Here is a 22,860-nt window from a genome sequence, read left to right as displayed (position 1 = left end):
CGCACCGCTCTGAGACACTGGGCGCACCATGAACGAGAACGTGACTGCCCCGCTCCGCGCCCGCGCCGAGATCGACCTGGCCGCGCTCCAGGCCAATGTGCGGTCCCTGCGCGCGCACGCGCCGGGGGCCGCGTTCATGGCCGTCGTGAAGGCCGACGCGTACGGGCACGGGATGCTGCCGGTGGCCCGCGCCGCGAAGGAGGCGGGCGCCGAGTGGATCGGCACCGCCACCCCCGAGGAGGCGCTGGCCCTGCGCGCGGCCGGGATCCCGGGCCGCATCATGTGCTGGCTGTGGGTGCCCGGCGGGCCCTGGCGCGAGGGCGTCGAGGCCGACCTGGACATGTCGGTGGGCGGCCTGTGGGCGCTGCGCGAAGTGAGCGCCGCCGCACGGGAGCTGGGCCGTACCGCGCGCGTCCAGCTCAAGGCCGACACCGGGCTCGGCCGGGGCGGCTGCCTGCGCGCGGACTGGCCGGAGCTGGTGCGCGAGGCGCTGGCCGCGCAGGCCGCGGGTCTGATCACGGTCACCGGCCTGTGGTCGCACTTCGCCTGCGCCGACGAGCCCGGACACCCCTCCATCGCCGCGCAGTTGAGCGAGTTCCGCGCGATGGTCGGCCACGCGGAGGGCGAGGGCGTCACCCCCGAGGTGCGGCACATCGCCAACTCGCCGGGCACCCTGACCCTGCCCGAGACCCACTTCGACCTGGTCCGCCCGGGCATCGCCATGTACGGCATCTCGCCCAGCCCCGCGCTCGGCACCCCGGAGGACTTCGGGCTGCGCCCGGTGATGACCCTGAAGGCGTCGCTGGCGCTCGTCAAGCACGCGCCGGGCGGCCTCGGCGTCAGCTACGGACACCACTACGTCACCCCCGGCCCCACGACCCTCGGCCTGGTCCCGCTGGGCTACGCGGACGGCGTCCCGCGGCACGCCTCCGGCACCGGACCGGTGCTGATCGGCGGCAAGCGGCGCACGGTCGCGGGCCGGGTCGCGATGGACCAGTTCGTCGTCGACCTCGGGGGCGACGAGCCGGCCGCGGGCGACGAGGCGGTGCTGTTCGGCCCCGGCGACGCGGGCGAGCCGACCGCCGAGGACTGGGCGGCGGCGGCGGGCACCATCGCGTACGAGATCGTGACGCGGATCGGCGCGCGCGTCCCGCGCGTCCACCTCGGGGGGACCGCCGGCACGCCGGACGCGGAGCGGGCCGACCGGGCCCGCACCGGGTGAATCGGGAAGCGATCGGGAAATCCGGGGAACCAGGGGAAGACGGAGCGGCCCGGCAGCGGCGCGCACAGCGAGGGAGCGGCACGTGAGCGAGACCAGCGCACCGGCCACGGCGGCCGTCACCGAGGCCGCCGCGGCCGCCTCGGGGACCTGGCGGCGGGCCGGTCTCGCGGGCGCGGCGGTGGGGGTGGTCGCGGCGGGCGCGGCCGCCGGGGTCGCCGTGGAGCGGCTCACCGTGGGCCGCGGGATGCGCCGCAAGGCCCGGCTCGCGCTGGACGCGGCGGGTCCGTACGGCTCGCTGCGCGGCCTGCCCGGCAAGGCGTACGCCGCCGACGGCACGGAGCTGTACTACGAGGTCGACGACGTGGAGCGGGAGGACGCCGCCGCGGCCGGTCCCCGCGGGCGGCGCCTGTTCGGCCGCAAGGCGTCCGCGCCGGTCACCGTCGTCTTCAGCCACGGCTACTGCCTCAACCAGGACTCCTGGCACTTCCAGCGCGCGGCCCTGCGCGGTCTCGTGCGCTGCGTGTACTGGGACCAGCGCAGCCACGGCCGGTCCGGGCGCGGGGTGGAGCAGACGGAGAGCGGCCGGCCGGTCTCCATCGACACCCTCGGCGGCGATCTCGCGGCCGTCATCGAGGCGGCGGCGCCCGAGGGCCCGCTCGTCCTCGTCGGCCACTCCATGGGCGGCATGACCGTGATGGCGCTCGCGGACACGGTCCCGGAGCTGGTCCGCGACCGGGTGGTGGGCGTGGCGCTCGTGGGCACCTCGTCGGGCCGGCTCGGCGAGGTGAACTACGGGCTCCCGGTGGCCGGGATGAACGTGGTGCGCCGGATCCTGCCCGGTGTCCTCAAGGCCCTCGGGCAGCGCGCGGACCTGGTCGAGCGGGGGCGCCGGGCGACGGCCGACCTGTTCGCCGGGATCGTCAAGCGGTACTCGTTCGCGACCCGGGACGTCGACCCGGCGATCGCCCGGTTCGCCGAGCGGATGATCGAGGGCACCCCCATCGACGTGGTCGCCGAGTTCTATCCGGCGTTCCAGGACCACGACAAGACGGCCGCCCTGGGCCGCTTCGCCGGGCTGCCCGTGCTGGTCCTCGCGGGGGAGCAGGACCTGGTGACGCCGAGCGGGCACAGCGAGGCGATCGCGGAGCTGCTGCCCGGCGCCGAGTTCGTGCTCGTGCCGGACGCCGGGCACCTGGTGATGCTGGAGCACCCGGAGGTCGTCACCGACCGGCTGGCCGAGCTGCTGGCCCGTGCGGGAGCGCTGCCGGCAGCCGCTACCGTGGGGATCTATGGAGACACCGGCAGCACCGCACGACCCGGCGGCTGAACCCACCACCCCCGACAGCCCTGCCCCTTCCGGCACGCCTGTCTCTGCCGTCACGATCACGGTCGGCTCCCCGGACGCGATGCGGGAGCTGGGTCTCGCCCTCGCGAGACGGCTGCGCCCCGGCGACCTCGTGATGCTCACCGGGGAGCTGGGCGCCGGCAAGACGACCCTGACCCGCGGCCTCGGCGCGGGCCTGGGCGTGCGCGGCGCGGTGACCTCGCCGACCTTCGTGATCGCCCGCGTCCACCCGCCGCTGGGCACGGGCCCGGCGCTGGTGCACGTCGACGCCTACCGGCTCGGCGGCGGTCTCGACGAGATGGAGGACCTGGACCTCGACGTCTCGCTCCCGGACTCCGTGGTCGTCGTGGAGTGGGGCGACGGCAAGGTCGAGGAGCTCTCCGACGACCGGCTGCACGTGCTCATCGACCGGGCCACCGGCGACACCGCCGACGAGGTGCGCGAGGTGACGCTGCGCGGCATCGGGGCGCGCTGGACCGAGGCGGACCTGGCCTCCCTGGCGCGCTGAGCCCGCGCCCGGCGGCTCCCTCCCCACATCCCGACAGGGCGTCGGCAACGTGTTGCGCGACGCCCCTCCGGCGTGTTCACATGGAAGCACGTCTTGGTTAGGTCTACCTAACCTCGATCGCCGAGGCGGCCCCGGGAGGCGTCCATGACGACATCGGAACGTGACGTGGAGACGCGCGCCGCGGCGCCGCTGCCGCGCGCCGGGCGGGACGTGGTGCGCGGGGTGTCGATGGCGGACCTGCTGGCCTCCTGCGCGGCGGCCCGGCTGGTGTCGGCGCCGCCCGCGCCGGACTCCCGTCAGGACCCGGCGCGCGGGCCGGGGGACGTCCGGGTGGCCCTCAGGGCACCACGACAATGAGCCGCCCGAAGGTGGCGAACTCCCACATCGCGTCGCCGTCGGCCCGCGACTCGCGGATGCCGCCGGTCTGCTTCGTCGGGTCGGGCTCGGGCGTGGAGCCGTCGACCGCGGCGCTGAACCCGATCACCACCCCGCTCGCGCTCGCGAACCGCACCACGTGCTCGACCGGCGTGCCGTCCGTGCCGGGGATCGCGCCCGAGCGCGAGTTCACCGTGTACCTGCCGGGCGCCGGGTCGACCGTGCCGGGCGTCACCTCGTACGTGCGCTGCACCTTGCCGTTGCCGCCCACCAGCCAGACGCGGTCCGCGCCCAGCGCGTAGACGACCCGCTCGCCCTTGCCGGACTGCGCGGGCAGCGCCTTCGGGTCCGCCTTCTTCTTCGGCGCGGCGGACGACGAGGACGACGAGGACGACGAGGCGGCGGGCGACTTGCCGAGATCGGCCGGGGCGCTGGCCGAGGCCTGATAGGCGAGGAAGCCGACCACGGCGAGCGCTCCCGCGGTCAGCGCGGTCACGAATCCGGTGCTGCTCCGTGCCACCAGGTGCCTGCCTCTCGGTGTTCGACTTCTCCGGGTGACGGTAGCAGCCGGGAGCGGGCCCTCCCCGGGTTGTCGCCGGTCCGGACGTGTCCGCTCCGGTGTGGTCGTAGGCTGTTCGCGTGCTGTTGCTCGCTGTGGATACCGCCACCCCCGCCGTCACCGTCGCCCTGCACGACGGCTCCTCCGTCGTCGCGGAGTCGAGCCAGGTGGACGCCCGCAGACACGGGGAGCTGCTGCTGCCCGCCGTCGACCGGGTGCTCCAGGAGGCCGGACTGAGGCTCGACGCCGTCACCGGGATCGTCGTGGGCGTCGGCCCGGGACCGTACACCGGACTGCGCGTCGGCCTGATGACCGCCGACACCTTCGGGCTCGCGCTCGACGTGCCCGTGCACGGCGTGTGCACCCTGGACGGACTCGCGTTCGAGGCGCAGGTGGACGGCCCCTTCGTCGTCGCCACCGACGCCCGGCGCAAGGAGGTGTACTGGGCGCGCTACGACGACCCGCGCACCCGCATCACCGACGCCGCCGTCGACCGGCCCGCCGACATCGCCGAGCGGGTCGCGGGGCTGCCCGCCGTCGGCGCGGGCGCGCTGCTCTACCCCGAGGTCTTCCCGGACGCGCACGCCCCCGAGCACGTCAGCGCCGCCGCGCTCGCCGCGCTGGCCGCCGAGCGGCTGGCGGCGGGCCAGGAACTGCTCGAACCCCGGCCGCTGTACCTGCGCAGGCCCGACGCCCAGGTGCCCAAGAACTACAAGGTGGTCACTCCCCGGTGACCGCCGACCTCCGCGAGATGCGCTGGTGGGACATCGATCCCGTCCTCGCCCTGGAGAAGGACCTCTTCCCGGACGACGCCTGGTCGCGCGGCATGTTCTGGTCCGAGCTGTCGCACGCGCGCGGGGTCGGCTCGACGCGGCGCTACGTCGTCGCGTACGACGGGGACCGGCTGCTCGGCTACGGCGGGCTCGCCGCGTCCGGGGACCTGGCCGACGTCCAGACCATCGCCGTCGCCCGCGACCAGTGGGGCAGCGGGCTCGGCGCCCGGCTGCTCACCGAACTGCTGCGGCACGCCACCGCCTTCGAGGCCGCCGAGGTGATGCTCGAGGTGCGCGTCGACAACACCCGGGCGCAGAGACTCTACGAGCGCTTCGGCTTCGAGCCGATCGGCTTCCGGCGCGGCTACTACCAGCCGGGCAACGTGGACGCCCTCGTGATGCGCCTGACCACCACGCCCGAGACAGAAGAGAAGAACCATGGCTGACGAACCCCTCGTCCTCGGCATCGAGACCTCCTGCGACGAGACCGGCGTCGGCATCGTCCGCGGCACCACCCTGCTCGCCGACGCCGTCGCCTCCAGCGTCGACGAGCACGCCCGCTTCGGCGGCGTCGTCCCCGAGGTCGCCTCCCGCGCACATCTGGAGGCGATGGTCCCCACGATCCAGCGGGCCCTGAAGGACGCCGGGGTGAGCGCCAAAGACCTCGACGGCATCTCCGTCACCGCGGGCCCCGGGCTCGCGGGCGCCCTCCTCGTCGGCGTCTCGGCCGCGAAGGCGTACGCGTACGCGCTCGACAAGCCGCTCTACGGCGTCAACCACCTCGCCTCGCACATCTGCGTCGACCAGCTGGAGCACGGCAGGCTGCCCGAGCCGACGATGGCGCTGCTGGTCTCCGGCGGCCACTCGTCGCTGCTGCTGTCCACCGACATCACCTCCGACGTGCGGCCCCTCGGCGCGACCATCGACGACGCGGCGGGCGAGGCCTTCGACAAGATCGCGCGCGTGCTGAACCTCGGCTTCCCGGGCGGCCCCGTCATCGACCGGTACGCCCGGGAGGGCGACCCGGCCGCGATCGCCTTCCCGCGCGGGCTGACCGGCCCGCGCGACCCCGCGTACGACTTCTCCTTCTCCGGGCTGAAGACCGCCGTGGCCCGCTGGATCGAGGCCCGGCGGGCCGCCGGCGAGGACGTGCCGGTGCGGGACGTGTCGGCGTCCTTCCAGGAGGCCGTCGTCGACGTGCTGACCCGCAAGGCCGTCCGCGCCTGCAAGGACGAGGGCGTCGACCACCTGATGATCGGCGGCGGCGTCGCGGCCAACTCGCGGCTGCGCGCCCTCGCCCAGGAGCGCTGCGAGCGGGCCGGGATCCGGCTGCGGGTGCCGCGCCCCAAGCTGTGCACGGACAACGGCGCGATGGTCGCCGCGCTCGGCGCCGAGATGGTGGCCAGGAACCGGGCGGCCTCCTCGTGGGACCTGTCCGCGGACTCCTCGCTGCCGGTGACCGAGACACACGTGCCGGGCCACCACCACGGCCACGACCACGTGCACGAGGTCAGCAAGGAGAACCTCTACCCGTGAGCGTCGCCCTGATGTGGGAGGCCCGGGCGGTCGCCGGCCGGGGCGACGAGCTGCTCGCCTGGGCCAGGGAGCGGACCCTGGCCCTGGCGGTCGCGCCGCTGCGCCACGAGACGCTGCGCGCGCCCCAGGACCGGGTCCTCGTCATCACCTGGTGGGACGCCGCCTACGACGCCGACCTCCCCGAACTCCCCGAGCCCGACCCGGACCTGGTGACGCGCGCGGTGCACCGCTGGCGCTTCGAGACCGCCTGAACGCCCGCCCGGCCGGAGGTCCGGTACGAACCGTTTCGCGGCGGTGTGCGGCGGAGATTTTCTGAGATTTTCCGAAGAGTCCGGGCGAGAGGTTTACCGTTGTAATAATCCGGACTTACGTTCCCCGGGTGACAGAGAAGAAACGGTTCCGTGGGCGTGCGGTGAAGGCTGCCGGCGTGGTGCTCGGCTGCGCCCTCGTCCTCGGCGGCGGTGGTGCCGGCTGGGCGTACTGGCACCTGAACCGCAACATCCACAGCGTCGACATCGACGGGGCGCTCGGGGACGACCGCCCCGCCCGCGCCGACGCGGCCGACCCCTCGCCCGCGCCGTCCGCCTCGCCGGCCCCGCCGGTCGAGAAGGGCGTCCTGAACCTCCTCGTCCTCGGCTCCGACTCGCGCTCCGGCAAGGAGAACAAGAAGCTCGGCGGCGGCGACAGCGGCGGTGCCCGGTCCGACACCGCGATGGTCCTGCACCTGAACGCCGACCGCTCGGAGGCGACCGTCGTCAGCATCCCGCGCGACACCCTCGTGGAGCGTCCGTCCTGCCCGACGGAGTCCGGCGGGACCAGCGCGCCCGCGTACGGCGCCATGTTCAACAGCGCCTACGCGCTGGGCGGCCCGGTCTGCGCGGTGAAGACCGTCGAGACCCTGACCGGCGTGCGCATGGACCACTACCTGGAGGTCGACTTCGCCGGCTTCGCCCGGCTCATCGACGCGCTCGGCGGGGTCGACGTCACCACCGACGAGGACATCGACGACGAGCTGAGCCAACTCCATCTCCGGGCCGGGCCGCACCACCTCGACGGCAGGACCGCCCTCGCCTTCGCCCGCACCCGGCACGGGGTCGGCGACGGCAGCGACCTGGGCCGCATCAGGCTCCAGCAGCAGTTGGTGAAGGCGCTGGCGGACCAGGTGTCCGGCTCCGGACTGCTCACCAGCCCGGCCCGCCTCTACCGGGTCGCCGACGCGGCGACCGGCGCCCTCACCACGGACACCGGCCTCGACTCGCTGACCAAGCTGTCGGACCTGGCCCGCAGCCTCCAGGACCTGTCCGGCGACGCCGTGCGGACCGTGATGATGCCGGTGGTGCCCGCCCCGTCCGACCGCAACCGGGTGGTGGCCGACGAACCGGAGGCCGAGAAACTCTGGGAATCCCTGCGCTGACGGAGCCCGGGACAGCCCGGCCGCCCCGCCCTGGGAACCGCCCCGGGCCCGGGCCGGAGAATTCTCGCGGAAAGATCCGCGGGTGTGTCGATCCGGGCCCGGCCCGTTCGACGTACGGAGGAAGGCGCCGGTACGGACCGGCGCCACCGCACCCGAGGAGTCGTCATGCCGCGCTACATCTCACTCATCCGCGTCGACGCGAGCACCGCGCCCGCCGAGGGCCCCAGCCCCGAGCTGGAACGGCGGATGGGGGAACTGCTGGAGGAGATGACCAAGGCGGGGGTCATGCTCGACACCGCCGGCCTGCTGCCGCCCGAGCAGGGCAAGCGGGTGCACTGGGAGGGCGGCCGCTCCTCCGTCACCGACGGCCCGTTCACCGAGTCCAAGGAGGTCGTCGGCGGCTACGCCCTGATGCAGTGCAAGGACCTGGCCGAGGCGGTCGAGTGGACCAAGCGGTTCCTCCAGGTCCACGAGGACTTCTGGACCGTCACCTGCGAGGTCCGCGAGCTCGCCGAGGGCTGAGCCCCTTGGCCCGGGCCGCTCCCGGGTGTCTGATGGTGGCCCGTGACAGAGCGAAGCGACAGCACGGGGCACGGTGGCGGGGACGGCGGCGCGGGCGCCGCCGGACCCGCCCCGGCCGAGGTGGCGGCGATGGTCGAGACCGTCTTCCGGATGGAGGCGGCGCGGATCATCGCCGCGGTCACCCGGATCGTGCGCGACGTCGGGATCGCCGAGGAACTGGCGCAGGACGCGCTGGTCGCCGCGCTGGAGAGCTGGCCGCGCTCGGGGGTCCCCGACCGTCCGGGGGCCTGGCTGACCGTGGCCGCCCGGCGGCGCGCCGTCGACCTGGTGCGCCGGCGGGAGACCTACGCGCGCAAGCTGGAGGAGGTCGGGCGCGGGGCCGCGTCCGCCCACGAGCGGGAGGCGGACCCGGACCCCGACGACATCGACGACGACCTGCTGCGGCTCGTCTTCATGAGCTGTCACCCGGTGCTCTCCGCCGAGGCCCGCGTCGCGCTCACCCTGCGGCTGCTCGGCGGCCTGACCACCGCCGAGATCGCCCGCGCCGTGCTCGCCCCCGAGGCGACCGTCGCCCAGCGCGTCGTGCGCGCCAAACGCACCCTCGCCACCAGCGGCGTCGCCTTCGAGGTGCCCGGCGGACCGGACCGCGAGGCCCGCCTCGGCTCGGTCCTCGAAGTCATCTACCTGATCTTCAACGAGGGGTACGCGGCCACGGCGGGCGCCGACCACCTCCGCCCCGGGCTGTGCGAGGACGCGCTGCGCCTGGCCCGCGTCCTCCAGGCGCTGATGCCGAAGGAGCCCGAGGTGCACGGCCTGGCGGCGCTGCTCGAACTCCAGGCGTCGCGCACCGCCGCCCGCACGACCCCCGACGGCGCGCCCGTCCTGCTGAAGGACCAGCACCGCGGCCGCTGGAACCGGCTCCTGATCCGCCGCGGCTTCACCGCCCTGGCCCGCGCGGAGACGGCCCTGCCGGTGGGCGGCCCCGGCCCGTACGTCCTCCAGGCCGCGATCGCCGCCTGCCACGCCCGCGCCCACCGGTACCAGGACACCGACTGGCCGCGCATCGCCACCCTGTACGGGCTGCTCGCCGCCCGCACCCCGTCGCCGGTGATCGAACTGAACCGGGCCGTCGCCGTGTCCATGGCCGAGGGCCCGGCGGCGGGGCTCGCGCTCGTGGACGCCGTGGCGGACGCACCCGCCCTGCGCGCCTACCACCTGCTGCCGAGCGTGCGCGGGGACCTGCTGGAGCGGCTCGGCAGGACGGCGGAGGCCCGCGCGGAGTTCGCCCGGGCGGCGGACCTCACCCGCAACGAGCGCGAACGGGCCTACCTGCGCGCCCGCGCCTCAGGCCCCGGCGGGCCCTGAGCACGGCGCCCCCACCAGCATGGTCGGCGCCCCCGCCACCCGGGTCAGGAACACCGTCGCGGACGCCTTGCCGTACGGCTTCGGCATCACCTTGCGCCGCAGCTCCTCCGGCTCCACGGCCGACCCGCGCTTCTTCACGGTGAGCACCCCGACGCCGCGCTCGCGCAGCAGCGCCTTCAGCTTCTTCACGTTGAACGGCAGCCGGTCGGTGATCTCGTAGGCCGTGGCGTACGGCGTCGCCCGCAGGTCGTCCGCCGTCACGTACGCGATGGTCTCGTCGAGGAGGCCGCCGGCCACCTGTTCGGCCACCTCGGCGACCAGGTGCGCCCGGATGACGGCGCCGTCGGGCTCGTACAGATAGCGCCCTACCGGCCGCACCGCGGGGTCGGGCAGCCCGCGGCCGGTCAGCGCGCGCGGCCCCGGCAGCAGGGTGGCCCGCGTCCTGCCGGGCGCGGTGCCGAACCACAGCACGGCCTCCTTCACGTCGCCCCCGTCCGAGATCCACTCCGCGTCGGCCTCGCGCGGGATCGCCTCGTGCGGGATGCCGGGCGCGATCTTCAGTGCCGCCCGGGGCGCCTTCAGCGCGGCGGCGACGGCCCAGGACAGGGGAGGGGAGTAGGCCTCGGGGTCGAAGATCCGGCCGCGGCCGCCCCGGCGCGCGGGGTCGACGAAGACCGCGTCGTACCCCGCCGTCGCCACCTCCGTGACATCCGCCTCGCGCACCTCGATCAGCTCGGCGAGGCCCAGCGCCTCGGCGTTGGCCCGGGCGACGGCGCAGGTCAGCGGGGAGCGGTCGACGGCGAGGACGGAGATCCCGGCGCGGGCCAGCGCGATCGCGTCGCCGCCGATGCCGCAGCACAGGTCGGCGACGGAGCGCACGCCCAGGTCGGCGAGGGCCCGCGCGCGGTACTCGGCCACGCTGGTCCGGGTCGCCTGCTCGACGCCGGGCGCCGTGAAGTACATCCGGGCCGCGTCCCGCGCCCCGAACTTCGCCGCCGCCCGCTGCCGCAGCCGGGCCTGGGCGAGCGCGGCCGACACCAGGTCCGCCGGGTGCTCGCGGCGCAGCCGGGTGGCGAGGGCGAGTTCCCGGGCCGGGTCGTGGTCGCGCAGGGCGTCGAGCAGGGCCTGTCCGGCGGGGGTCAGGAGGGCGGCGAAAGAAGCGGGGTCGTTCACCCGGTCCATTGTGGGCCAGTCGGTGGATGGTGTGCGTCCGGCGGCGGTGTCGGCCCCTGACCACCGCCGTGAGCTGCAAGGATCCGGCGCCATGCAACTAGTACGACAAAAAGAAGAATACGGGGGAAGACGGACGGCGCGACGGCTCTCGGCCGCCGTCCTGGCCGCCTGCGCCCTCGTCTCCGGGTGCGCCGCCGGCGGCGGCGAGCCGGCCGTGCGCCCGGCCCCCGGCCAGCAGCCCCTCAAGGCGCCGCCGGCCCGGGCCCTCGACTCGTACGCCACCCGCCTCAAGGCCGAACGCGCCCGCGTCGTCGCGGCGGCGAAGCGCTGGCGGCTGGCCGCGCCGCCGCTCACCGCGCCGGCCCCGCCCGCGCACAAGCCGCACATCGCACCGCGCGAGGGCTTCGAGGTCGACGGCCAGCGGGAACTCGGTCTGCCGCCCGTCTTCACGACGATCCCCACCAAGAAGAAGATCGTCTTCCTCACCATCGACGACGGCGCCGAGAAGGACCCGGCCTTCGTGAAGATGATGAGCGAGCTGAGGATCCCGTACACCGCCTTCCTCAGCGACTACCTCGCCAAGGAGGACTACGGCTACTTCACGGCGATGCAGCGGGCCGGGACCGGCCTGAACAACCACACGCTGACCCACCCCTACCTGCCGGGTCTGACCTACGCGGGACAGAAGCGCGAGATCTGCGGCATGCAGGACGTCATCGAGAAGCGCTACGGAAAGCGCCCGGTCCTCTTCCGCCCGCCCTACGGCAACTACAACCAGGACACGCTGAAGGCGGCCAAGTCCTGCGGGGTGAAATACGCGCCGATCTGGAACGCCGAGGTCTTCGTGGACCGAATGGACTATCGCGAATGGGACCGCGACATCCATCCGGGCGACATCGTCCTCACGCATTTCCGGGGACGCGAGGACTGGAAGGGCACGATGCCCGACATGATCCGAATGTTCATGAAGTACGTCACCGCCAAGGGGTACGCGGTGGCACGCCTGGAGGACTACCTGTGACAGCTCCACGGGCGGGGGGCGGTCACCGGCGGCCGGCGGCGCGGGCGGCGATCGCCTGCGCGCTGGCCGCCGCGCTGCTCACCGGGTGCGCCCAGTCCGTCGACCCGATCGAGCGGATGGGCCGCAAGGCGGCGCAGAAGGTCCGCAGGCCCGATCCGCCCCCGGCGGCCGGCGCCCCCGCGGCCGCCCCCGCAGCCGCCCCCGCCCCGGTCGCGGACGCCCACCGCCGCTGGGGGCTGGCGGCCCCGCTGGCCCCGGCGCCCCGGCCGCACCGGGTGCTCGCGGCCCGCGCGCCCGGCGCGGTGCCGCCGGTCATCGACCACGTCCGCACCCGCGACAAGGTCGTCTTCCTGACCTTCGACGACGGCACCGAGCGCGACCCCCGGTTCGTCGACATGGTCCGCGACCTGCGGCTGCCGATCTCGATGTTCCTCGCCGACGGGGCCGCGGGCACCGGCCACGACCACTTCGGCCGGCTGCGGCGGCTGGGCGCCCAGGTGGAGAACCACACCCTGACCCATCCGTTCCTGCCCGGCCGGGGCTACGTCGACCAGCACGCCGAGATCTGCGGCCAGCAGGCCCGGCTGAAGTCCCGCTTCGGCGCGGCCCCGCGCCTGTTCCGCCCGCCCTACGGCGACTACGACGCGGTCACCCTGCGGGCGGCCGGCGCCTGCGGCATCGACGCGATCGTGCTGTGGCGGGCCTCGATGCGGATCGACGACCTCCGCTACGCCGACGGCGACCGGCTGCGCCCCGGCGACATCGTGCTGGCCCACTTCCGGGGGCCCGCCGAGCTGAAGGGCACGTCCCTGACGGAGATGACCTCGCGGATGCTCCGCCGCATCCAGGCGCAGGGCTTCACGGTGGCCCGCCTGGAGGACTACGTCTGACCCCGCTGCCAGGCGGCGACCGCCAGGGTCGCCGCCCCCAGCGCCGCGACCACCTGCGCGGATCCGGCCCAGGGCCGCCGCAGCCACAGGAACAACACCCCGAAGGCCAGGGCCGCCACCGCGCCGCCGCCCCAGCACCACACCTCGGTCCGGTCGGCCCCGGCCGCCGGGCCGCCCAGGCCCCGCAGCACCAGCGTGAACCCCACGAGGGCCGTGCAGGCGGCCTCCAGGGCCAGCACCAGGGCGACCAGGCAGCCCGCCGCGAACACGTCCTCGTCCGGCCGCTCCACGCCACGCGCCTCCTTCGGGCACCGGTGGACCGCCGGTGCGCAGCGGCCACGGCAGGACTCTCGTACGGAACCGTGGGCTCCGCCCGCACGTTCCCCGACCGAGACCGATCCGTGGCCCGCCGGAAGCCGCCGGAAGGCCCTCGGGGCGGGCTCGCGGCGGGGTGCGAACGGCGCCGCGCGGAGGGCGTGATTAGCAGTCCGCTTGACCGAGTGCTAATCGCGGTCATAGTCTCGCTTCTGGCACTCCCCGTAGGAGAGTGCCAATAGCGACGGGCAGGTCCGGCACCCGCGACGACGGATCCACCTGGTCGCCACCTCAGACAGTTAACCCCGTGAGATCTCCGAAGGGGGAGGTCGGATCGTGACGACCGCCAGCTCCAAGGTTGCCATCAAGCCGCTCGAGGACCGCATTGTGGTCCAGCCGCTCGACGCCGAGCAGACCACGGCCTCAGGCCTGGTCATTCCGGACACCGCGAAGGAGAAGCCCCAGGAGGGCGCCGTCCTCGCCGTGGGCCCGGGCCGTTTCGAGAACGGCGAGCGCCTGCCGCTCGACGTCAAGGTCGGCGACGTCGTTCTGTACAGCAAGTACGGCGGCACCGAGGTGAAGTACAACGGCGAGGAGTACCTCGTCCTCTCGGCCCGCGACGTGCTCGCGATCATCGAGAAGTAATCCACTCCGGATTACCTGCTTCACCGAAGCGACATCGTTCTGCTTCGACCCGCGCCCCTGGCACCCGCGATTCACATCAGCCGGGGTCAGGGGCGCGGTTCGTTTTTCACACCAAGCTTCACCCTAGTTTTCCGAGAGGGCTGAAACGCTCCCATGGCGAAGATCCTGAAGTTCGACGAGGACGCCCGTCGCGCCCTTGAGCGCGGCGTCAACAAGCTGGCCGACACGGTGAAGGTGACGATCGGCCCCCGCGGCCGCAACGTCGTCATCGACAAGAAGTTCGGCGCCCCCACCATCACCAACGACGGTGTCACGATCGCCCGTGAGGTCGAGATCGAGGACCCGTACGAGAACCTCGGCGCCCAGCTGGTGAAGGAGGTGGCGACCAAGACCAACGACATCGCGGGCGACGGCACCACCACCGCCACCGTCCTGGCCCAGGCCCTGGTCCGCGAGGGCCTGCGCAACGTCGCCGCCGGCGCCTCCCCGGCCGCCCTGAAGAAGGGCATCGACGCCGCCGTCAAGGCCGTCTCCGAGGACCTGCTCGCCACGGCGCGTCCGATCGACGAGAAGTCCGACATCGCGGCCGTCGCCGGTCTCTCCGCCCAGGACTCGCAGGTCGGCGAGCTGATCGCCGAGGCGATGGACAAGGTCGGCAAGGACGGTGTCATCACCGTCGAGGAGTCCAACACCTTCGGTCTTGAGCTGGACTTCACCGAGGGCATGGCCTTCGACAAGGGCTACCTGTCCCCGTACTTCGTCACCGACCAGGAGCGGATGGAGGCCGTCCTCGACGACCCGTACATCCTGATCCACCAGGGCAAGATCGGGTCCATCCAGGACCTGCTCCCGCTCCTGGAGAAGGTCATCCAGGCGGGCGGCTCGAAGCCCCTCCTGATCATCGCCGAGGACGTCGAGGGCGAGGCCCTGTCGACCCTGGTCGTGAACAAGATCCGCGGCACGTTCAACGCCGTCGCCGTCAAGGCCCCCGGCTTCGGCGACCGCCGCAAGGCGATGCTCCAGGACATGGCCACCCTCACCGGTGCCACCGTCATCGCCGAGGAGGTCGGCCTCAAGCTCGACCAGGCCGGTCTGGACATCCTCGGCTCCGCGCGCCGCGTGACCATCACCAAGGACGACACCACGATCGTCGACGGTGGCGGCAACAAGGCCGACGTCGACGGCCGCGTCAACCAGATCAAGGCCGAGATCGAGAACACGGACTCCGACTGGGACCGCGAGAAGCTCCAGGAGCGCCTCGCGAAGCTCGCCGGCGGCGTCTGCGTGATCAAGGTCGGTGCCGCGACCGAGGTCGAGCTCAAGGAGAAGAAGCACCGTCTGGAGGACGCCATCTCCGCGACCCGCGCCGCGGTCGAGGAGGGCATCGTCTCCGGTGGTGGCTCCGCCCTGGTGCACGCCTCCAAGGTCCTGGAGGGCTCCCTCGGCAAGGAGGGCGACGAGGCCACCGGCGTCTCCGTCGTCCGCAACGCCGTCGTCGAGCCGCTCCGCTGGATCGGTGAGAACGCCGGCCAGGAGGGCTACGTCATCGTCTCCAAGGTCAAGGAGCTCGAGAAGGGCCAGGGCTACAACGCCGCGACCGGCGAGTACGGCGACCTGGTCAAGGCCGGCGTCATCGACCCGGTCAAGGTGACGCGCTCCGCGCTGGAGAACGCCGCGTCGATCGCGTCGCTGCTGCTCACCACCGAGACGCTGGTCGTCGAGAAGCCGGCCGAGGACGAGGCCGACGCCGGCCACGGCCACAGCCACGGTCACTCGCACTGACACCGCTTCCGGTACGCGCCGTGGGCCCGGCCCCCTCTTCCGGGGGCCGGGCCCACGGCGTGTGCGCACGAGCGCGCGGAGATCGACCCGGCTGAGCATATTCCCGGCAGTGCGGATCGTTCGAATGTCACACTGGGGGAGCCGTCAGCAGAGCTGACTCTGATTCCTCTGGAGCTGCCCATGTCCGAGACCACCCCGGGACTGACCACTCAGCCGAGCGCCACCACCTATGAACTGGGTCAGATCGTTCCATGGGCGCAAGAGGGGCGGATTCGAGTTCCGCATTTCCAGCGGGACTTCCGGTGGCAGGTCAAGGACGTACTCCGGCTCTTCGACAGCATCGTCAAGGGCTACCCGATCGGCAACCTGCTGTTGTGGGTCAGGAAGTCGCCGGAAGCCACCATCACGCTCAGCAAGCTCCGTATCAATGCCCCCGCGCACGACGAGGCGCTGTGGGTGGTGGACGGCCAGCAGCGGTTGACGAGCCTTGCCAATGCGCTGAGCCCCGAGGGGAATGTGCACGACCCCTTCACGGTGGTCTTCGACCTGGCGGCCGAGAAGTTCATCGAGCGGCCGCGACAGGGAAATGAGCCGCATCACATCAATGCGTCCACCCTGTTCGACGGCCGGCGTCTGCTCACCTGGTTCCGTAAGCAGGGGCCGGATGTCGAGCAGTACTACGAGATCGCCGAGGAGATCTCGACCAAAATCCGCCAGTACAAGGTTCCCGCGTACTTGGTGAAGCAGGACGACCTGTCGATCCTGACGGACATCTTCGACCGGATGAACAATTTCGGGCGGCGCCTCAACCGTGCCGAGATCTTCTCCGCCCTCAACTCCGGAGCGGAGGAGGAGGTCGACGACCGACTGAACTTCGCGCGGATCTCCGACAATGTGGCGACGCAGACCCTGTTCGGAACGATCGACGTCAACACGGTGCTGGCCTCCTTCCTGGCGCGGCGCGGTCCGGACCCGATGCGCGACATCCGGGACGAGTTCTCCGAGACCCTGCGGCGCACCATGGACTTCCCCGGGGAGGACGAGGGGACCGCCTACCGGGAGGCCGAGGAGGCGCTGGTCAGGGCCGTCACCTTCCTCATCGAGGAGGCCGGGGTGCCGCACATCGCGCTGCTGCCCTACCGTGCCCAACTCGTCGTGCTCACCCGGTTCTTCGCTCTGTTCCCGCAGCCGGGACACAACACCCTCCGGCTGCTCCGGCGCCTCTTCTGGCGCCTTTCCATCGCCGGACCCTCGGTCTTCAAGGGAAGCTTCACCCAGTTCAGCCGCACCCTCGGCAACCGGATCCACAGCGGGGACGAGGAGGGGTCGGTCAAGGCGCTGCTCGACACCATGGAAGGTGCCGTGCGGGCCGGTCCGAACCCCGACCGGTTCCGGACCAACGAGGCCACGGCGAAGATCGTCCTGAGCGCGTGGTGGGCCCTGGGTCCGCGCTCCCTCGAGACGGGCGAGCCGGCCGACCTCCAGGACCTGTTCAGCCTGCTGGCCGACGACCAGACTCCCGCGAACGCCACGCCCTACGTCTTTCCCCGCCTGACGTCGCAGGAAGAGAAGGGGATGCGCCTGTGGGCGGCGAACCGACTGTTCCTGCCGTTCGGCGGAGACCCCATGTCGGAACTGACCGGCTCTCTGGCCAAGTTGAAGAGAGGTACGGACGAGGGCGTGTGGCAGAGTGTCCTGACGTCCCACCTGATCGACGAACGGGCTCTGGCCGCTCTCGACCAGGCGAATCGGGTGAACTTCCTCAAGGCCCGCCAGCAGCTCATCCGCACGAACCTCACGGACTTCCTCGCCCGGATGACCGAATGGGACTACGAGGACACGCCCACGCTTGATTCGCTCGACCTGGACGACGAGGAGTCGCAGGACCTGACGTTGTCCTTCGACGACGACGTGCTCCGATAGTGCTCCGATAGTCGAACCGGGAAGGTGCGGAGAACGGGGATGCCATGAGTACTCGCCTGCCTGAGGTCTACCACGCTGTGCTCCTCCACGGTGAGCGGGTGGGGACGTTGTGCCAGCGCGGGGACTACACGCGATTCGTGCTGAGTCCGTCCTACCTCGACGAGCCGCGCCGACCGGTTCTCGGACTGCGGTTCGAGGAGCGCTTGACCGCCTCGTACGCTGCCGCGCTCCGGCTGCCGCGCTGGTTCTCCAACCTGCTGCCCGAAGGCCCGCTGCGGGATTGGATCGCGCAGGACCGAGGGGTCGCGCTCGACCGGGAGATGGAACTCCTCGCACAGGTGGGGCACGATCTGCCGGGAGGCGTGCAGGTCGTGCCCGCCGCCGGACCGGACGAGGACTGGGAGTGGAGCGAGGCGAGCGCGCTCGGCACCGCACGGGCGGACGCGTCGGCACCCGCCGAGTCGCCGTGGCGGTTCTCTCTGGCGGGTGTCGCCCTGAAGTTCTCGATGCTCAGCCAGGGGGACCGCCTGACGGTTCCCGTCGGAGGTCAGCTGGGAGACTGGCTGGTCAAATTTCCCGACGTCCGCCATCCGTGCGTCCCGCAGAACGAGTACGCCATGATGCGTCTGGCAGCCGCCGCCGGAATCGAGGTCCCGGAAGTCCGCCTCGTCCACCGCGACGAACTGATCGGTCTGCCCGCGGTGATGTGGCCGAACGAGGAGGAGTGGGCCTACGCGGTGCGCCGGTTCGACCGGACGCTCGACCCGGCTCGCACTCGCATTCACATTGAGGACTTCGCGCAGGTCAGGGACATCTACCCGATCGACAAGTATCAGTCCTCGTTCGAGACGGTCGCTGCCCTCGCCTACCGCGGGCAGCACGTGGACGACCTGCGTGAGGCCGTGCGCAGGATCGTTTTCGCGGTCCTGATCGGCAATGGCGACGCACACCTCAAGAACTGGTCGCTCATCTATCCGGACAGGGTTAATCCGCGCCTCTCGCCGGCATACGACCTGGTCTCCACCGTTCCGTACGCGCCCGAGGGGCGGGGGGAGGATCTCGGCCTGAAGCTACAGGGCAGCAGGCGGTTCGAGACGGTGACGGCGCAGAGTTTCCGGCGGCTGGAGAGCAGGCTCGACCGCCGGTTCGGTGCCACCCAGGCGCGGCTGACGGACGTCGCCGCGGAGACCGTCGAAAGGACTCTGGCCGGGTGGCCCGAAGCCGAGGAACGCCTGGCCGACGTGGCCGGACTCGGACGCGATGTCGGGGTCTGGCTGAAGACGTCGAGCGGGCGCATGATGCGGACGCGCCCGGCGGGGTGACACGCCGCCTGCTCCGGCGGACGCGCCGCCCCGGCGGATCACTGGCGCCGTGCCGGGCCGCGGCCCGGGACCGCGCGGCCGCGTCCCGACCTGGCCGCCGCGCCTACTGCGGCCCGTACTTGCGTCCCGTCCGCGACGTCACCCCGCCCAGCAGGGAACGCGGGGTCACCTTCACGACCCCCATCAGCGCCTTGTACCGCGGATCCGGGATCGACAGCGACTTGCCGCGGGACAGGTCGGTCAGGGCCGCCGACACCAGCTTGTCCGCGTCGAGCCACATCCAGTTCGGGATGTTGTCGGTGCCCATCCCGGCCCGCTCGTGGAACTCGGTGCGCACGAACCCGGGGCACAGCGCCATCAGCCGCACCCCGGTGCCCGCCAGATCCTTCGCGGCGCCCTGCGTGAACTGCACGACCCACGCCTTCGACGCCCCGTACGTGCCGCGCGGCACGAACGCGGCGACCGACGCCACGTTCACCACCCCGCCGCGACCGCGCTCGCGCATCGGGGCGGCCGCCGCCGACGTCAGCCGCAGCACCGCCTCGCAGTGCACCTTCAGCATGGTCAGCTCGTCGGCCATGGGGACGTCCAGATAGCTGCCCCTGTTGCCGAACCCCGCGTTGTTCACGAGCAGGTCGACCGCGTGCTTGCGGTCGCCCAGCCGCTTCTCGACCGCGGCGATGCCCGCGTCCGTGGCGAGGTCGGCGGTCAGCACCTCGGCCTCGATGCCGTGCCGGTCGTGCAGCTCCGTCGCCTGGTCCTGGAGGCGCTCGGTGTCGCGCGCGACGAGGACCAGGTTGTGGCCGTCGGCGGCCAGGCGCCGGGCGAACGCGGCGCCGATGCCCGCGGTGGATCCGGTGATCAGTGCCGTAGTCATGGCCCCAGGTTAGTGACGCCCCGGTGGTGCCGGTGATCACCGGCCGGATCAGGAGCCGTACTTCGCCACGTACTCCCGCGCGGCCCGCAGCTCCTCCGGGTGCAGCGCCTCGCCGGCCGCCAGCACGTCCGGCAGCAGCGAGCGCTCCGTGGTCGCCGCGCGGAAGGCGAGCCGGACCGTCACGGCGTGGTCCGGGCGGTGCACGATCTCGATCGGGTCCCCGGCGCGGATCCCGCCCGGCTCGATCACCCGCAGATAGGCGCCCGCGGCCCCCTCGCGCGTGAACCGCCGGACCCAGCCCTTCTCGCCGAGATGCCCCTGGAACGTCCGGCACGGGATCCGGCTGGACGTCACTTCGAGGACCACCTCGGAGCCGATCCGCCAGCGCTCGCCGATCAGCGCGCCGGTGATGTCCAGGCCCTCGGTCGTCAGGTTCTCCCCGAAGGCGCCGCTGGGGACCGGCCGGCCCAGGGTGCGCTCCCAGGCGTCCAGGTCCTCGCGCGCGTAGGCGTACACGGCCTGGTCGTCGCCGCCGTGGTGGCGTCTGTCGCACACCGCGTCCCCGGCCAGACCGCTGCCGCCGATGCCCTTCGGCCCCGGCGCGGACACCCGCACGGGCCCCTCGACCGGCCGCTTGCCGATACCGGTGACGCCCTCGGCCTGGTCCGTGTACGCGACGGCCTCGGGGCGCCCGATGTTGAGAGACAGCAGCTTCATGGCCGCCACGCTACGGGACCCGTGCCAAAGCCGCCACGCATTATTCGGCGCATTCCCCAAGGTCGGCTTATGCTTGACGGGTGATCGAAGCCCGCCACCTCCGCGTCCTGCGTGCCGTCGCCGCCACCGGCTCCTTCTCGGCGGCCGCCCGCGAGCTGGGCTGCACCCAGCCCGCGGTCAGCCAGCAGATGAAGGCGCTGGAGACCTCCACCGGCACCCCGCTGCTGATCCGCACCGGCCGCGAGATGCGGCTGACCCAGGCGGGCGAGGCGCTGGTCCGGCACGCGGCGGGCATCCTCGCCGGGCTCACCGCCGCGGAGGAGGAGGTCGCCGCGATCGCCGGGCTGCGCGCGGGCCGGGTGCGCCTGGTCTCCTTCCCCAGCGGCAGCTCGACGCTGGTCCCGACGGCGCTCGCCGCCCTGCGCGCCGAGCACCCCGGCACCCGGGTCTCCCTGGTCGAGGCCGAGCCGCCGCGCTCGGTGGAGATGCTGCGCGAGGGCGACTGCGACGTCGCGCTCGCCTTCCGGTACGAGGGCGCCGGGGCCGCGGAGGACTGGGACGACCTCGTGGTGCGCCCGCTGCTCGCCGACCGCCTGGTGGGCCTGGTCCCCGAGGCGCACCGGCTCGCGGACGCGGGCTCGGTCACCATCGACGCGTTCGCGGACGAGTCGTGGATCGCGGGCTGCCCGCGCTGCCGCCGCCAGCTGGTGGAGGTGTGCCGGGGCGCCGGGTTCGCCCCCCGCATCGACTTCGCGACGGACGACTACCCGGCGGTGATCGGACTCGTCGGCGCCGGGCTCGGCGTCGCCGTCATGCCCGAACTGGCCATCGAATCCGTTCGGCCCAAGGGTGCACGCACAGTGACGGTCGAGCCGCCCGTGCAGCGCGAGATCGTCGCGCTCACCCTGCCCGATCTGGCCCAGGTGCCGGCCGTCGCCGCGACCCTGGACCACCTGACGCGCGCCGCCGACCGGGCCGCCGCGCGCTGAGCGGCGCGGCGCCCCGCCGGGTGCGGCCGTGTATGGAGAAACGTTCCTTCAGTGCGGGGAGACGGTGGCCGCGGACGGCGCGCCGCCCGTCGGCGACGCGGTGACGAGCCGGTTGCGGGCGCGCCCCATCAGCTCCTCGCGCTCGTCCTCGGTGAGCCCGCCCCACACGCCGTACGGCTCGCGTACCTGGAGCGCGTGAGCAGCGCACTCCGCCCGGACCGGGCACCGCATGCAGACCTCCTTGGCCGAGGTCTCACGGGCGCTGCGGGCCGCCCCGCGCTCGCCCTCGGGGTGGAAGAAGAGCGAGCTGTCGACCCCGCGGCAGGCCGCGAGGAGCTGCCAGTCCCACAGGTCTGCGTTCGGTCCGGGAAGGCGGGAGAAATCTGCCATTGGTGTGTCCCCTTGTTGCCGTTGTAGCCGTTGTGACGCGGAACGGTGCCCATGACCGTACATCTACTGTCTAAGGAGATGAAAATATGACTCATTGCGAATCTAGGCGTAGACACCAGCAAAAGGGAAGAAAAGCCGCTAAATGGGGCATTGCTTGTGAGGAAACGTCGGGGGCGCGCCGCGCTGCCCGCTTTGTGTCCGACCCCTCACGTAGAGTGCCGAACCAGGCCGTCTGACCCGTAACTCTTTCGAGTGACCATCGTTGAGAGTGCAGAGGCGGTTGAAGCAGCAAGCTCTCGGGCATCTGTCCGAATGGCTTGCCGAGTGTCGACCGCACAGGTGACGATTCGTACAAAGCCTGGAGGCTCAAGGTGACGCGCATCAGCTGCGGAGGGCGGTCATGACATCCGTCCTCGTCTGTGACGACTCCCCGCTCGCCCGAGAGGCGCTGCGCCGCGCGGTTGCGACCGTGCCCGGCGTCGAGCGCGTGACGACCGCGGCCAACGGCGAGGAAGTCCTCCGCCGCTGGGGCGCCGACCGCTCGGACCTGATTCTGATGGACGTGCGCATGCCGGGTCTCGGCGGTGTCGAGACGGTCCGCCGGCTCCTGTCCGCCGACCCCGGTGCGCGCATCATCATGCTCACCGTCGCCGAGGACCTGGACGGGGTGGCCCTCGCGGTCGCCGCCGGTGCCCGCGGCTATCTGCACAAGGACGCCTCGCGCGCCGAACTGCGGGCCACGGTGACCCAGGCCCTCGCGGACCCGACCTGGCGGCTCGCCCCGCGCCGGCTGCGCTCGGCCGAGATGGGCGCCGCGCCCACCCTCACCGCGCGCGAGATCCAGGTGCTGGAGGGCATGAGCCACGGCCGGTCCAACGCGGAGATCGGGCGCGAGCTCTTCCTCTCCGAGGACACCGTGAAGACCCACGCACGGCGGCTGTTCAAGAAGCTCGGTGCGTCCGACCGGGCGCACGCGGTGGCGCTCGGGTTCCGATGGGGCCTCGTGCGGTAACACTCCGCTCGGGGTGTCGCGGGCCGCCGCGGCCTCGTCGTGGCTGGTCGCGCTCCGCGGCGGAGCCGCTCAGGGACGCGGCTCCGCGCCTTCGGCGGGGCGCGGTGTGGGACGTCGTTCCACGTTTGACGCGCGATGCCGCATCCTTGGTGGTGTGGAGTTCCGCGGGGACGACGAATCGGGCG

The 22,860-nt window shown here is 72.7% G+C and carries 25 protein-coding genes; 19 read left to right on the top strand and 6 right to left on the bottom strand.

Annotated elements, in window-relative coordinates; translation table 11 throughout:
• Positions 1–28 precede the first annotated feature (28 nt).
• From alr to ACIP5K_RS03070, 4 genes are all read left to right on the top strand, one after another.
• Positions 29–1,222 carry an alanine racemase gene (alr, locus tag ACIP5K_RS03085; protein ID WP_401404357.1) on the top strand — a complete coding sequence of 398 codons (1,194 nt, stop codon included), beginning with the start codon at positions 29–31 and terminating at the stop codon, positions 1,220–1,222.
• 82 nt (positions 1,223–1,304) lie between these two features.
• Positions 1,305–2,549: an alpha/beta fold hydrolase gene (locus tag ACIP5K_RS03080; RefSeq protein WP_401404355.1), complete on the top strand. Its 1,245-nt coding sequence runs from the start codon at positions 1,305–1,307 to the stop codon at positions 2,547–2,549.
• Entirely contained in the window at positions 2,512–3,075 is a 564-nt protein-coding gene (gene tsaE, locus ACIP5K_RS03075; RefSeq protein WP_401404353.1) for a tRNA (adenosine(37)-N6)-threonylcarbamoyltransferase complex ATPase subunit type 1 TsaE, read from the top strand. Before ACIP5K_RS03080 ends, tsaE begins: the two co-directional genes overlap by 38 nt.
• Before the next feature lie 144 nt (positions 3,076–3,219).
• On the top strand, positions 3,220–3,432 hold the full coding sequence (locus ACIP5K_RS03070; protein ID WP_401404351.1) for a hypothetical protein: 213 nt from the start codon (positions 3,220–3,222) through the stop codon (positions 3,430–3,432).
• Here ACIP5K_RS03070 and ACIP5K_RS03065 read toward each other — a convergent pair.
• Positions 3,413–3,970 carry a hypothetical protein gene (locus ACIP5K_RS03065; RefSeq protein WP_401404349.1) on the bottom strand — a complete coding sequence of 186 codons (558 nt, stop codon included), beginning with the start codon at positions 3,968–3,970 and terminating at the stop codon, positions 3,413–3,415. The genes ACIP5K_RS03070 and ACIP5K_RS03065 overlap by 20 nt on opposite strands.
• Before the next feature lie 119 nt (positions 3,971–4,089).
• Here ACIP5K_RS03065 and tsaB point away from each other — a divergent pair, with 119 nt between their 5' ends.
• The 7 genes from tsaB (at position 4,090) to ACIP5K_RS03030 (ending at position 9,619) form a co-directional block, all read left to right on the top strand.
• Positions 4,090–4,743: a tRNA (adenosine(37)-N6)-threonylcarbamoyltransferase complex dimerization subunit type 1 TsaB gene (gene tsaB / locus ACIP5K_RS03060; protein ID WP_401404347.1), complete on the top strand. Its 654-nt coding sequence runs from the start codon at positions 4,090–4,092 to the stop codon at positions 4,741–4,743.
• A gap of 17 nt (positions 4,744–4,760) precedes the next feature.
• Positions 4,761–5,228: a ribosomal protein S18-alanine N-acetyltransferase gene (gene rimI / locus ACIP5K_RS03055; protein WP_401405256.1), complete on the top strand. Its 468-nt coding sequence runs from the start codon at positions 4,761–4,763 to the stop codon at positions 5,226–5,228.
• A complete protein-coding gene (gene tsaD, locus ACIP5K_RS03050) occupies positions 5,221–6,318 on the top strand; it encodes a tRNA (adenosine(37)-N6)-threonylcarbamoyltransferase complex transferase subunit TsaD (protein WP_401404345.1) in 1,098 nt (365 codons plus the stop codon). The genes rimI and tsaD overlap by 8 nt, the downstream gene beginning before the upstream one ends.
• The gene (locus tag ACIP5K_RS03045; protein ID WP_401404343.1) at positions 6,315–6,569 is read left to right on the top strand and encodes a hypothetical protein; all 255 of its coding nucleotides are present in this window, start codon (positions 6,315–6,317) and stop codon (positions 6,567–6,569) included. The genes tsaD and ACIP5K_RS03045 overlap by 4 nt, the downstream gene beginning before the upstream one ends.
• A 128-nt stretch (positions 6,570–6,697) precedes the next feature.
• A complete protein-coding gene (locus ACIP5K_RS03040) occupies positions 6,698–7,732 on the top strand; it encodes an LCP family protein (protein ID WP_401404341.1) in 1,035 nt (344 codons plus the stop codon).
• 165 nt (positions 7,733–7,897) lie between these two features.
• On the top strand, positions 7,898–8,254 hold the full coding sequence (locus ACIP5K_RS03035; protein ID WP_401404339.1) for a YciI family protein: 357 nt from the start codon (positions 7,898–7,900) through the stop codon (positions 8,252–8,254).
• Positions 8,255–8,383: 129 nt separating this feature from the next.
• Positions 8,384–9,619: an RNA polymerase sigma factor gene (locus ACIP5K_RS03030; RefSeq protein ID WP_401405254.1), complete on the top strand. Its 1,236-nt coding sequence runs from the start codon at positions 8,384–8,386 to the stop codon at positions 9,617–9,619.
• On the opposite strand, the gene ACIP5K_RS03025 is transcribed toward ACIP5K_RS03030, so the two are convergent.
• Positions 9,599–10,801 (bottom strand): methyltransferase domain-containing protein, encoded by a 1,203-nt coding sequence (locus ACIP5K_RS03025; protein ID WP_401404337.1) that lies wholly within the window; start codon positions 10,799–10,801, stop codon positions 9,599–9,601. The genes ACIP5K_RS03030 and ACIP5K_RS03025 overlap by 21 nt on opposite strands.
• 82 nt (positions 10,802–10,883) lie before the next feature.
• Here ACIP5K_RS03025 and ACIP5K_RS03020 point away from each other — a divergent pair, with 82 nt between their 5' ends.
• Together ACIP5K_RS03020 and ACIP5K_RS03015 are read left to right on the top strand one after the other, a co-directional pair.
• Positions 10,884–11,813, top strand: a complete 930-nt coding sequence (locus ACIP5K_RS03020; RefSeq protein ID WP_401404336.1) for a polysaccharide deacetylase family protein — start codon at positions 10,884–10,886, stop codon at positions 11,811–11,813.
• The gene (locus tag ACIP5K_RS03015; RefSeq protein ID WP_401404334.1) at positions 11,810–12,703 is read left to right on the top strand and encodes a polysaccharide deacetylase family protein; all 894 of its coding nucleotides are present in this window, start codon (positions 11,810–11,812) and stop codon (positions 12,701–12,703) included. The genes ACIP5K_RS03020 and ACIP5K_RS03015 overlap by 4 nt, the downstream gene beginning before the upstream one ends.
• On the opposite strand, the gene ACIP5K_RS03010 is transcribed toward ACIP5K_RS03015, so the two are convergent.
• Positions 12,694–12,993 carry a hypothetical protein gene (locus ACIP5K_RS03010; RefSeq protein WP_401404332.1) on the bottom strand — a complete coding sequence of 100 codons (300 nt, stop codon included), beginning with the start codon at positions 12,991–12,993 and terminating at the stop codon, positions 12,694–12,696. The genes ACIP5K_RS03015 and ACIP5K_RS03010 overlap by 10 nt on opposite strands.
• A 361-nt stretch (positions 12,994–13,354) precedes the next feature.
• Here ACIP5K_RS03010 and groES point away from each other — a divergent pair, with 361 nt between their 5' ends.
• The 4 genes from groES (at position 13,355) to ACIP5K_RS02990 (ending at position 18,690) form a co-directional block, all read left to right on the top strand.
• Complete coding sequence (groES, locus tag ACIP5K_RS03005) at positions 13,355–13,663, top strand: co-chaperone GroES (protein WP_039652762.1); 309 nt, start codon at positions 13,355–13,357, stop codon at positions 13,661–13,663.
• Positions 13,664–13,816: 153 nt separating this feature from the next.
• A complete protein-coding gene (gene groL / locus ACIP5K_RS03000) occupies positions 13,817–15,445 on the top strand; it encodes a chaperonin GroEL (protein WP_401404330.1) in 1,629 nt (542 codons plus the stop codon).
• A 180-nt stretch (positions 15,446–15,625) separates the two neighbouring features.
• A complete protein-coding gene (locus ACIP5K_RS02995; protein WP_401404328.1) occupies positions 15,626–17,368 on the top strand; it encodes a DUF262 domain-containing protein in 1,743 nt (580 codons plus the stop codon).
• A 44-nt stretch (positions 17,369–17,412) separates the two neighbouring features.
• Positions 17,413–18,690: a type II toxin-antitoxin system HipA family toxin gene (locus ACIP5K_RS02990; protein WP_401404326.1), complete on the top strand. Its 1,278-nt coding sequence runs from the start codon at positions 17,413–17,415 to the stop codon at positions 18,688–18,690.
• Positions 18,691–18,793: 103 nt separating this feature from the next.
• On the opposite strand, the gene ACIP5K_RS02985 is transcribed toward ACIP5K_RS02990, so the two are convergent.
• Complete coding sequence (locus ACIP5K_RS02985) at positions 18,794–19,567, bottom strand: SDR family NAD(P)-dependent oxidoreductase (RefSeq protein WP_401404324.1); 774 nt, start codon at positions 19,565–19,567, stop codon at positions 18,794–18,796.
• A 48-nt stretch (positions 19,568–19,615) separates the two neighbouring features.
• A complete protein-coding gene (locus tag ACIP5K_RS02980) occupies positions 19,616–20,284 on the bottom strand; it encodes an MOSC domain-containing protein (protein ID WP_401404322.1) in 669 nt (222 codons plus the stop codon).
• A gap of 80 nt (positions 20,285–20,364) precedes the next feature.
• On the opposite strand from ACIP5K_RS02980, the gene ACIP5K_RS02975 reads away from it, so the two are divergent.
• On the top strand, positions 20,365–21,273 hold the full coding sequence (locus tag ACIP5K_RS02975; protein ID WP_401404321.1) for a LysR family transcriptional regulator: 909 nt from the start codon (positions 20,365–20,367) through the stop codon (positions 21,271–21,273).
• A gap of 48 nt (positions 21,274–21,321) precedes the next feature.
• On the opposite strand, the gene ACIP5K_RS02970 is transcribed toward ACIP5K_RS02975, so the two are convergent.
• Positions 21,322–21,663, bottom strand: a complete 342-nt coding sequence (locus tag ACIP5K_RS02970; protein ID WP_401404319.1) for a WhiB family transcriptional regulator — start codon at positions 21,661–21,663, stop codon at positions 21,322–21,324.
• Between the two features lie 400 nt (positions 21,664–22,063).
• Here ACIP5K_RS02970 and ACIP5K_RS02965 point away from each other — a divergent pair, with 400 nt between their 5' ends.
• Complete coding sequence (locus ACIP5K_RS02965) at positions 22,064–22,675, top strand: response regulator transcription factor (protein WP_003948568.1); 612 nt, start codon at positions 22,064–22,066, stop codon at positions 22,673–22,675.
• Positions 22,676–22,860 lie beyond the last annotated feature (185 nt).

The organism is Streptomyces sp. NPDC088785 (assembly GCF_044750685.1).
Classification (GTDB): domain Bacteria; phylum Actinomycetota; class Actinomycetes; order Streptomycetales; family Streptomycetaceae; genus Streptomyces.
The sequence above is the reverse complement of the archived record's forward strand: the minus strand, read 5'-3'. Positions and strand labels throughout refer to the sequence as shown.

Excerpts from the sequence above, each read along its gene's own strand:
- ACIP5K_RS03030 (WP_401405254.1), top strand. The coding sequence starts at position 8,384 with ATGGTCGAGACCGTCTTCCGGATGGAGGCGGCGCGGATCATCGCCGCG.
- ACIP5K_RS03025 (WP_401404337.1), bottom strand. The coding sequence starts at position 10,801 with ATGGACCGGGTGAACGACCCCGCTTCTTTCGCCGCCCTCCTGACCCCC.
- ACIP5K_RS02995 (WP_401404328.1), top strand. The coding sequence starts at position 15,626 with ATGTCCGAGACCACCCCGGGACTGACCACTCAGCCGAGCGCCACCACC.
- alr (WP_401404357.1), top strand. The coding sequence starts at position 29 with ATGAACGAGAACGTGACTGCCCCGCTCCGCGCCCGCGCCGAGATCGAC.
- groL (WP_401404330.1), top strand. The coding sequence starts at position 13,817 with ATGGCGAAGATCCTGAAGTTCGACGAGGACGCCCGTCGCGCCCTTGAG.
- ACIP5K_RS03070 (WP_401404351.1), top strand. The coding sequence starts at position 3,220 with ATGACGACATCGGAACGTGACGTGGAGACGCGCGCCGCGGCGCCGCTG.
- tsaD (WP_401404345.1), top strand. The coding sequence starts at position 5,221 with ATGGCTGACGAACCCCTCGTCCTCGGCATCGAGACCTCCTGCGACGAG.
- tsaE (WP_401404353.1), top strand. The coding sequence starts at position 2,512 with ATGGAGACACCGGCAGCACCGCACGACCCGGCGGCTGAACCCACCACC.
- rimI (WP_401405256.1), top strand. The coding sequence starts at position 4,761 with ATGCGCTGGTGGGACATCGATCCCGTCCTCGCCCTGGAGAAGGACCTC.
- ACIP5K_RS03035 (WP_401404339.1), top strand. The coding sequence starts at position 7,898 with ATGCCGCGCTACATCTCACTCATCCGCGTCGACGCGAGCACCGCGCCC.
- ACIP5K_RS02985 (WP_401404324.1), bottom strand. The coding sequence starts at position 19,567 with ATGACTACGGCACTGATCACCGGATCCACCGCGGGCATCGGCGCCGCG.
- ACIP5K_RS02965 (WP_003948568.1), top strand. The coding sequence starts at position 22,064 with ATGACATCCGTCCTCGTCTGTGACGACTCCCCGCTCGCCCGAGAGGCG.
- ACIP5K_RS03020 (WP_401404336.1), top strand. The coding sequence starts at position 10,884 with ATGCAACTAGTACGACAAAAAGAAGAATACGGGGGAAGACGGACGGCG.
- ACIP5K_RS02970 (WP_401404319.1), bottom strand. The coding sequence starts at position 21,663 with ATGGCAGATTTCTCCCGCCTTCCCGGACCGAACGCAGACCTGTGGGAC.
- ACIP5K_RS02980 (WP_401404322.1), bottom strand. The coding sequence starts at position 20,284 with ATGAAGCTGCTGTCTCTCAACATCGGGCGCCCCGAGGCCGTCGCGTAC.
- ACIP5K_RS02990 (WP_401404326.1), top strand. The coding sequence starts at position 17,413 with ATGAGTACTCGCCTGCCTGAGGTCTACCACGCTGTGCTCCTCCACGGT.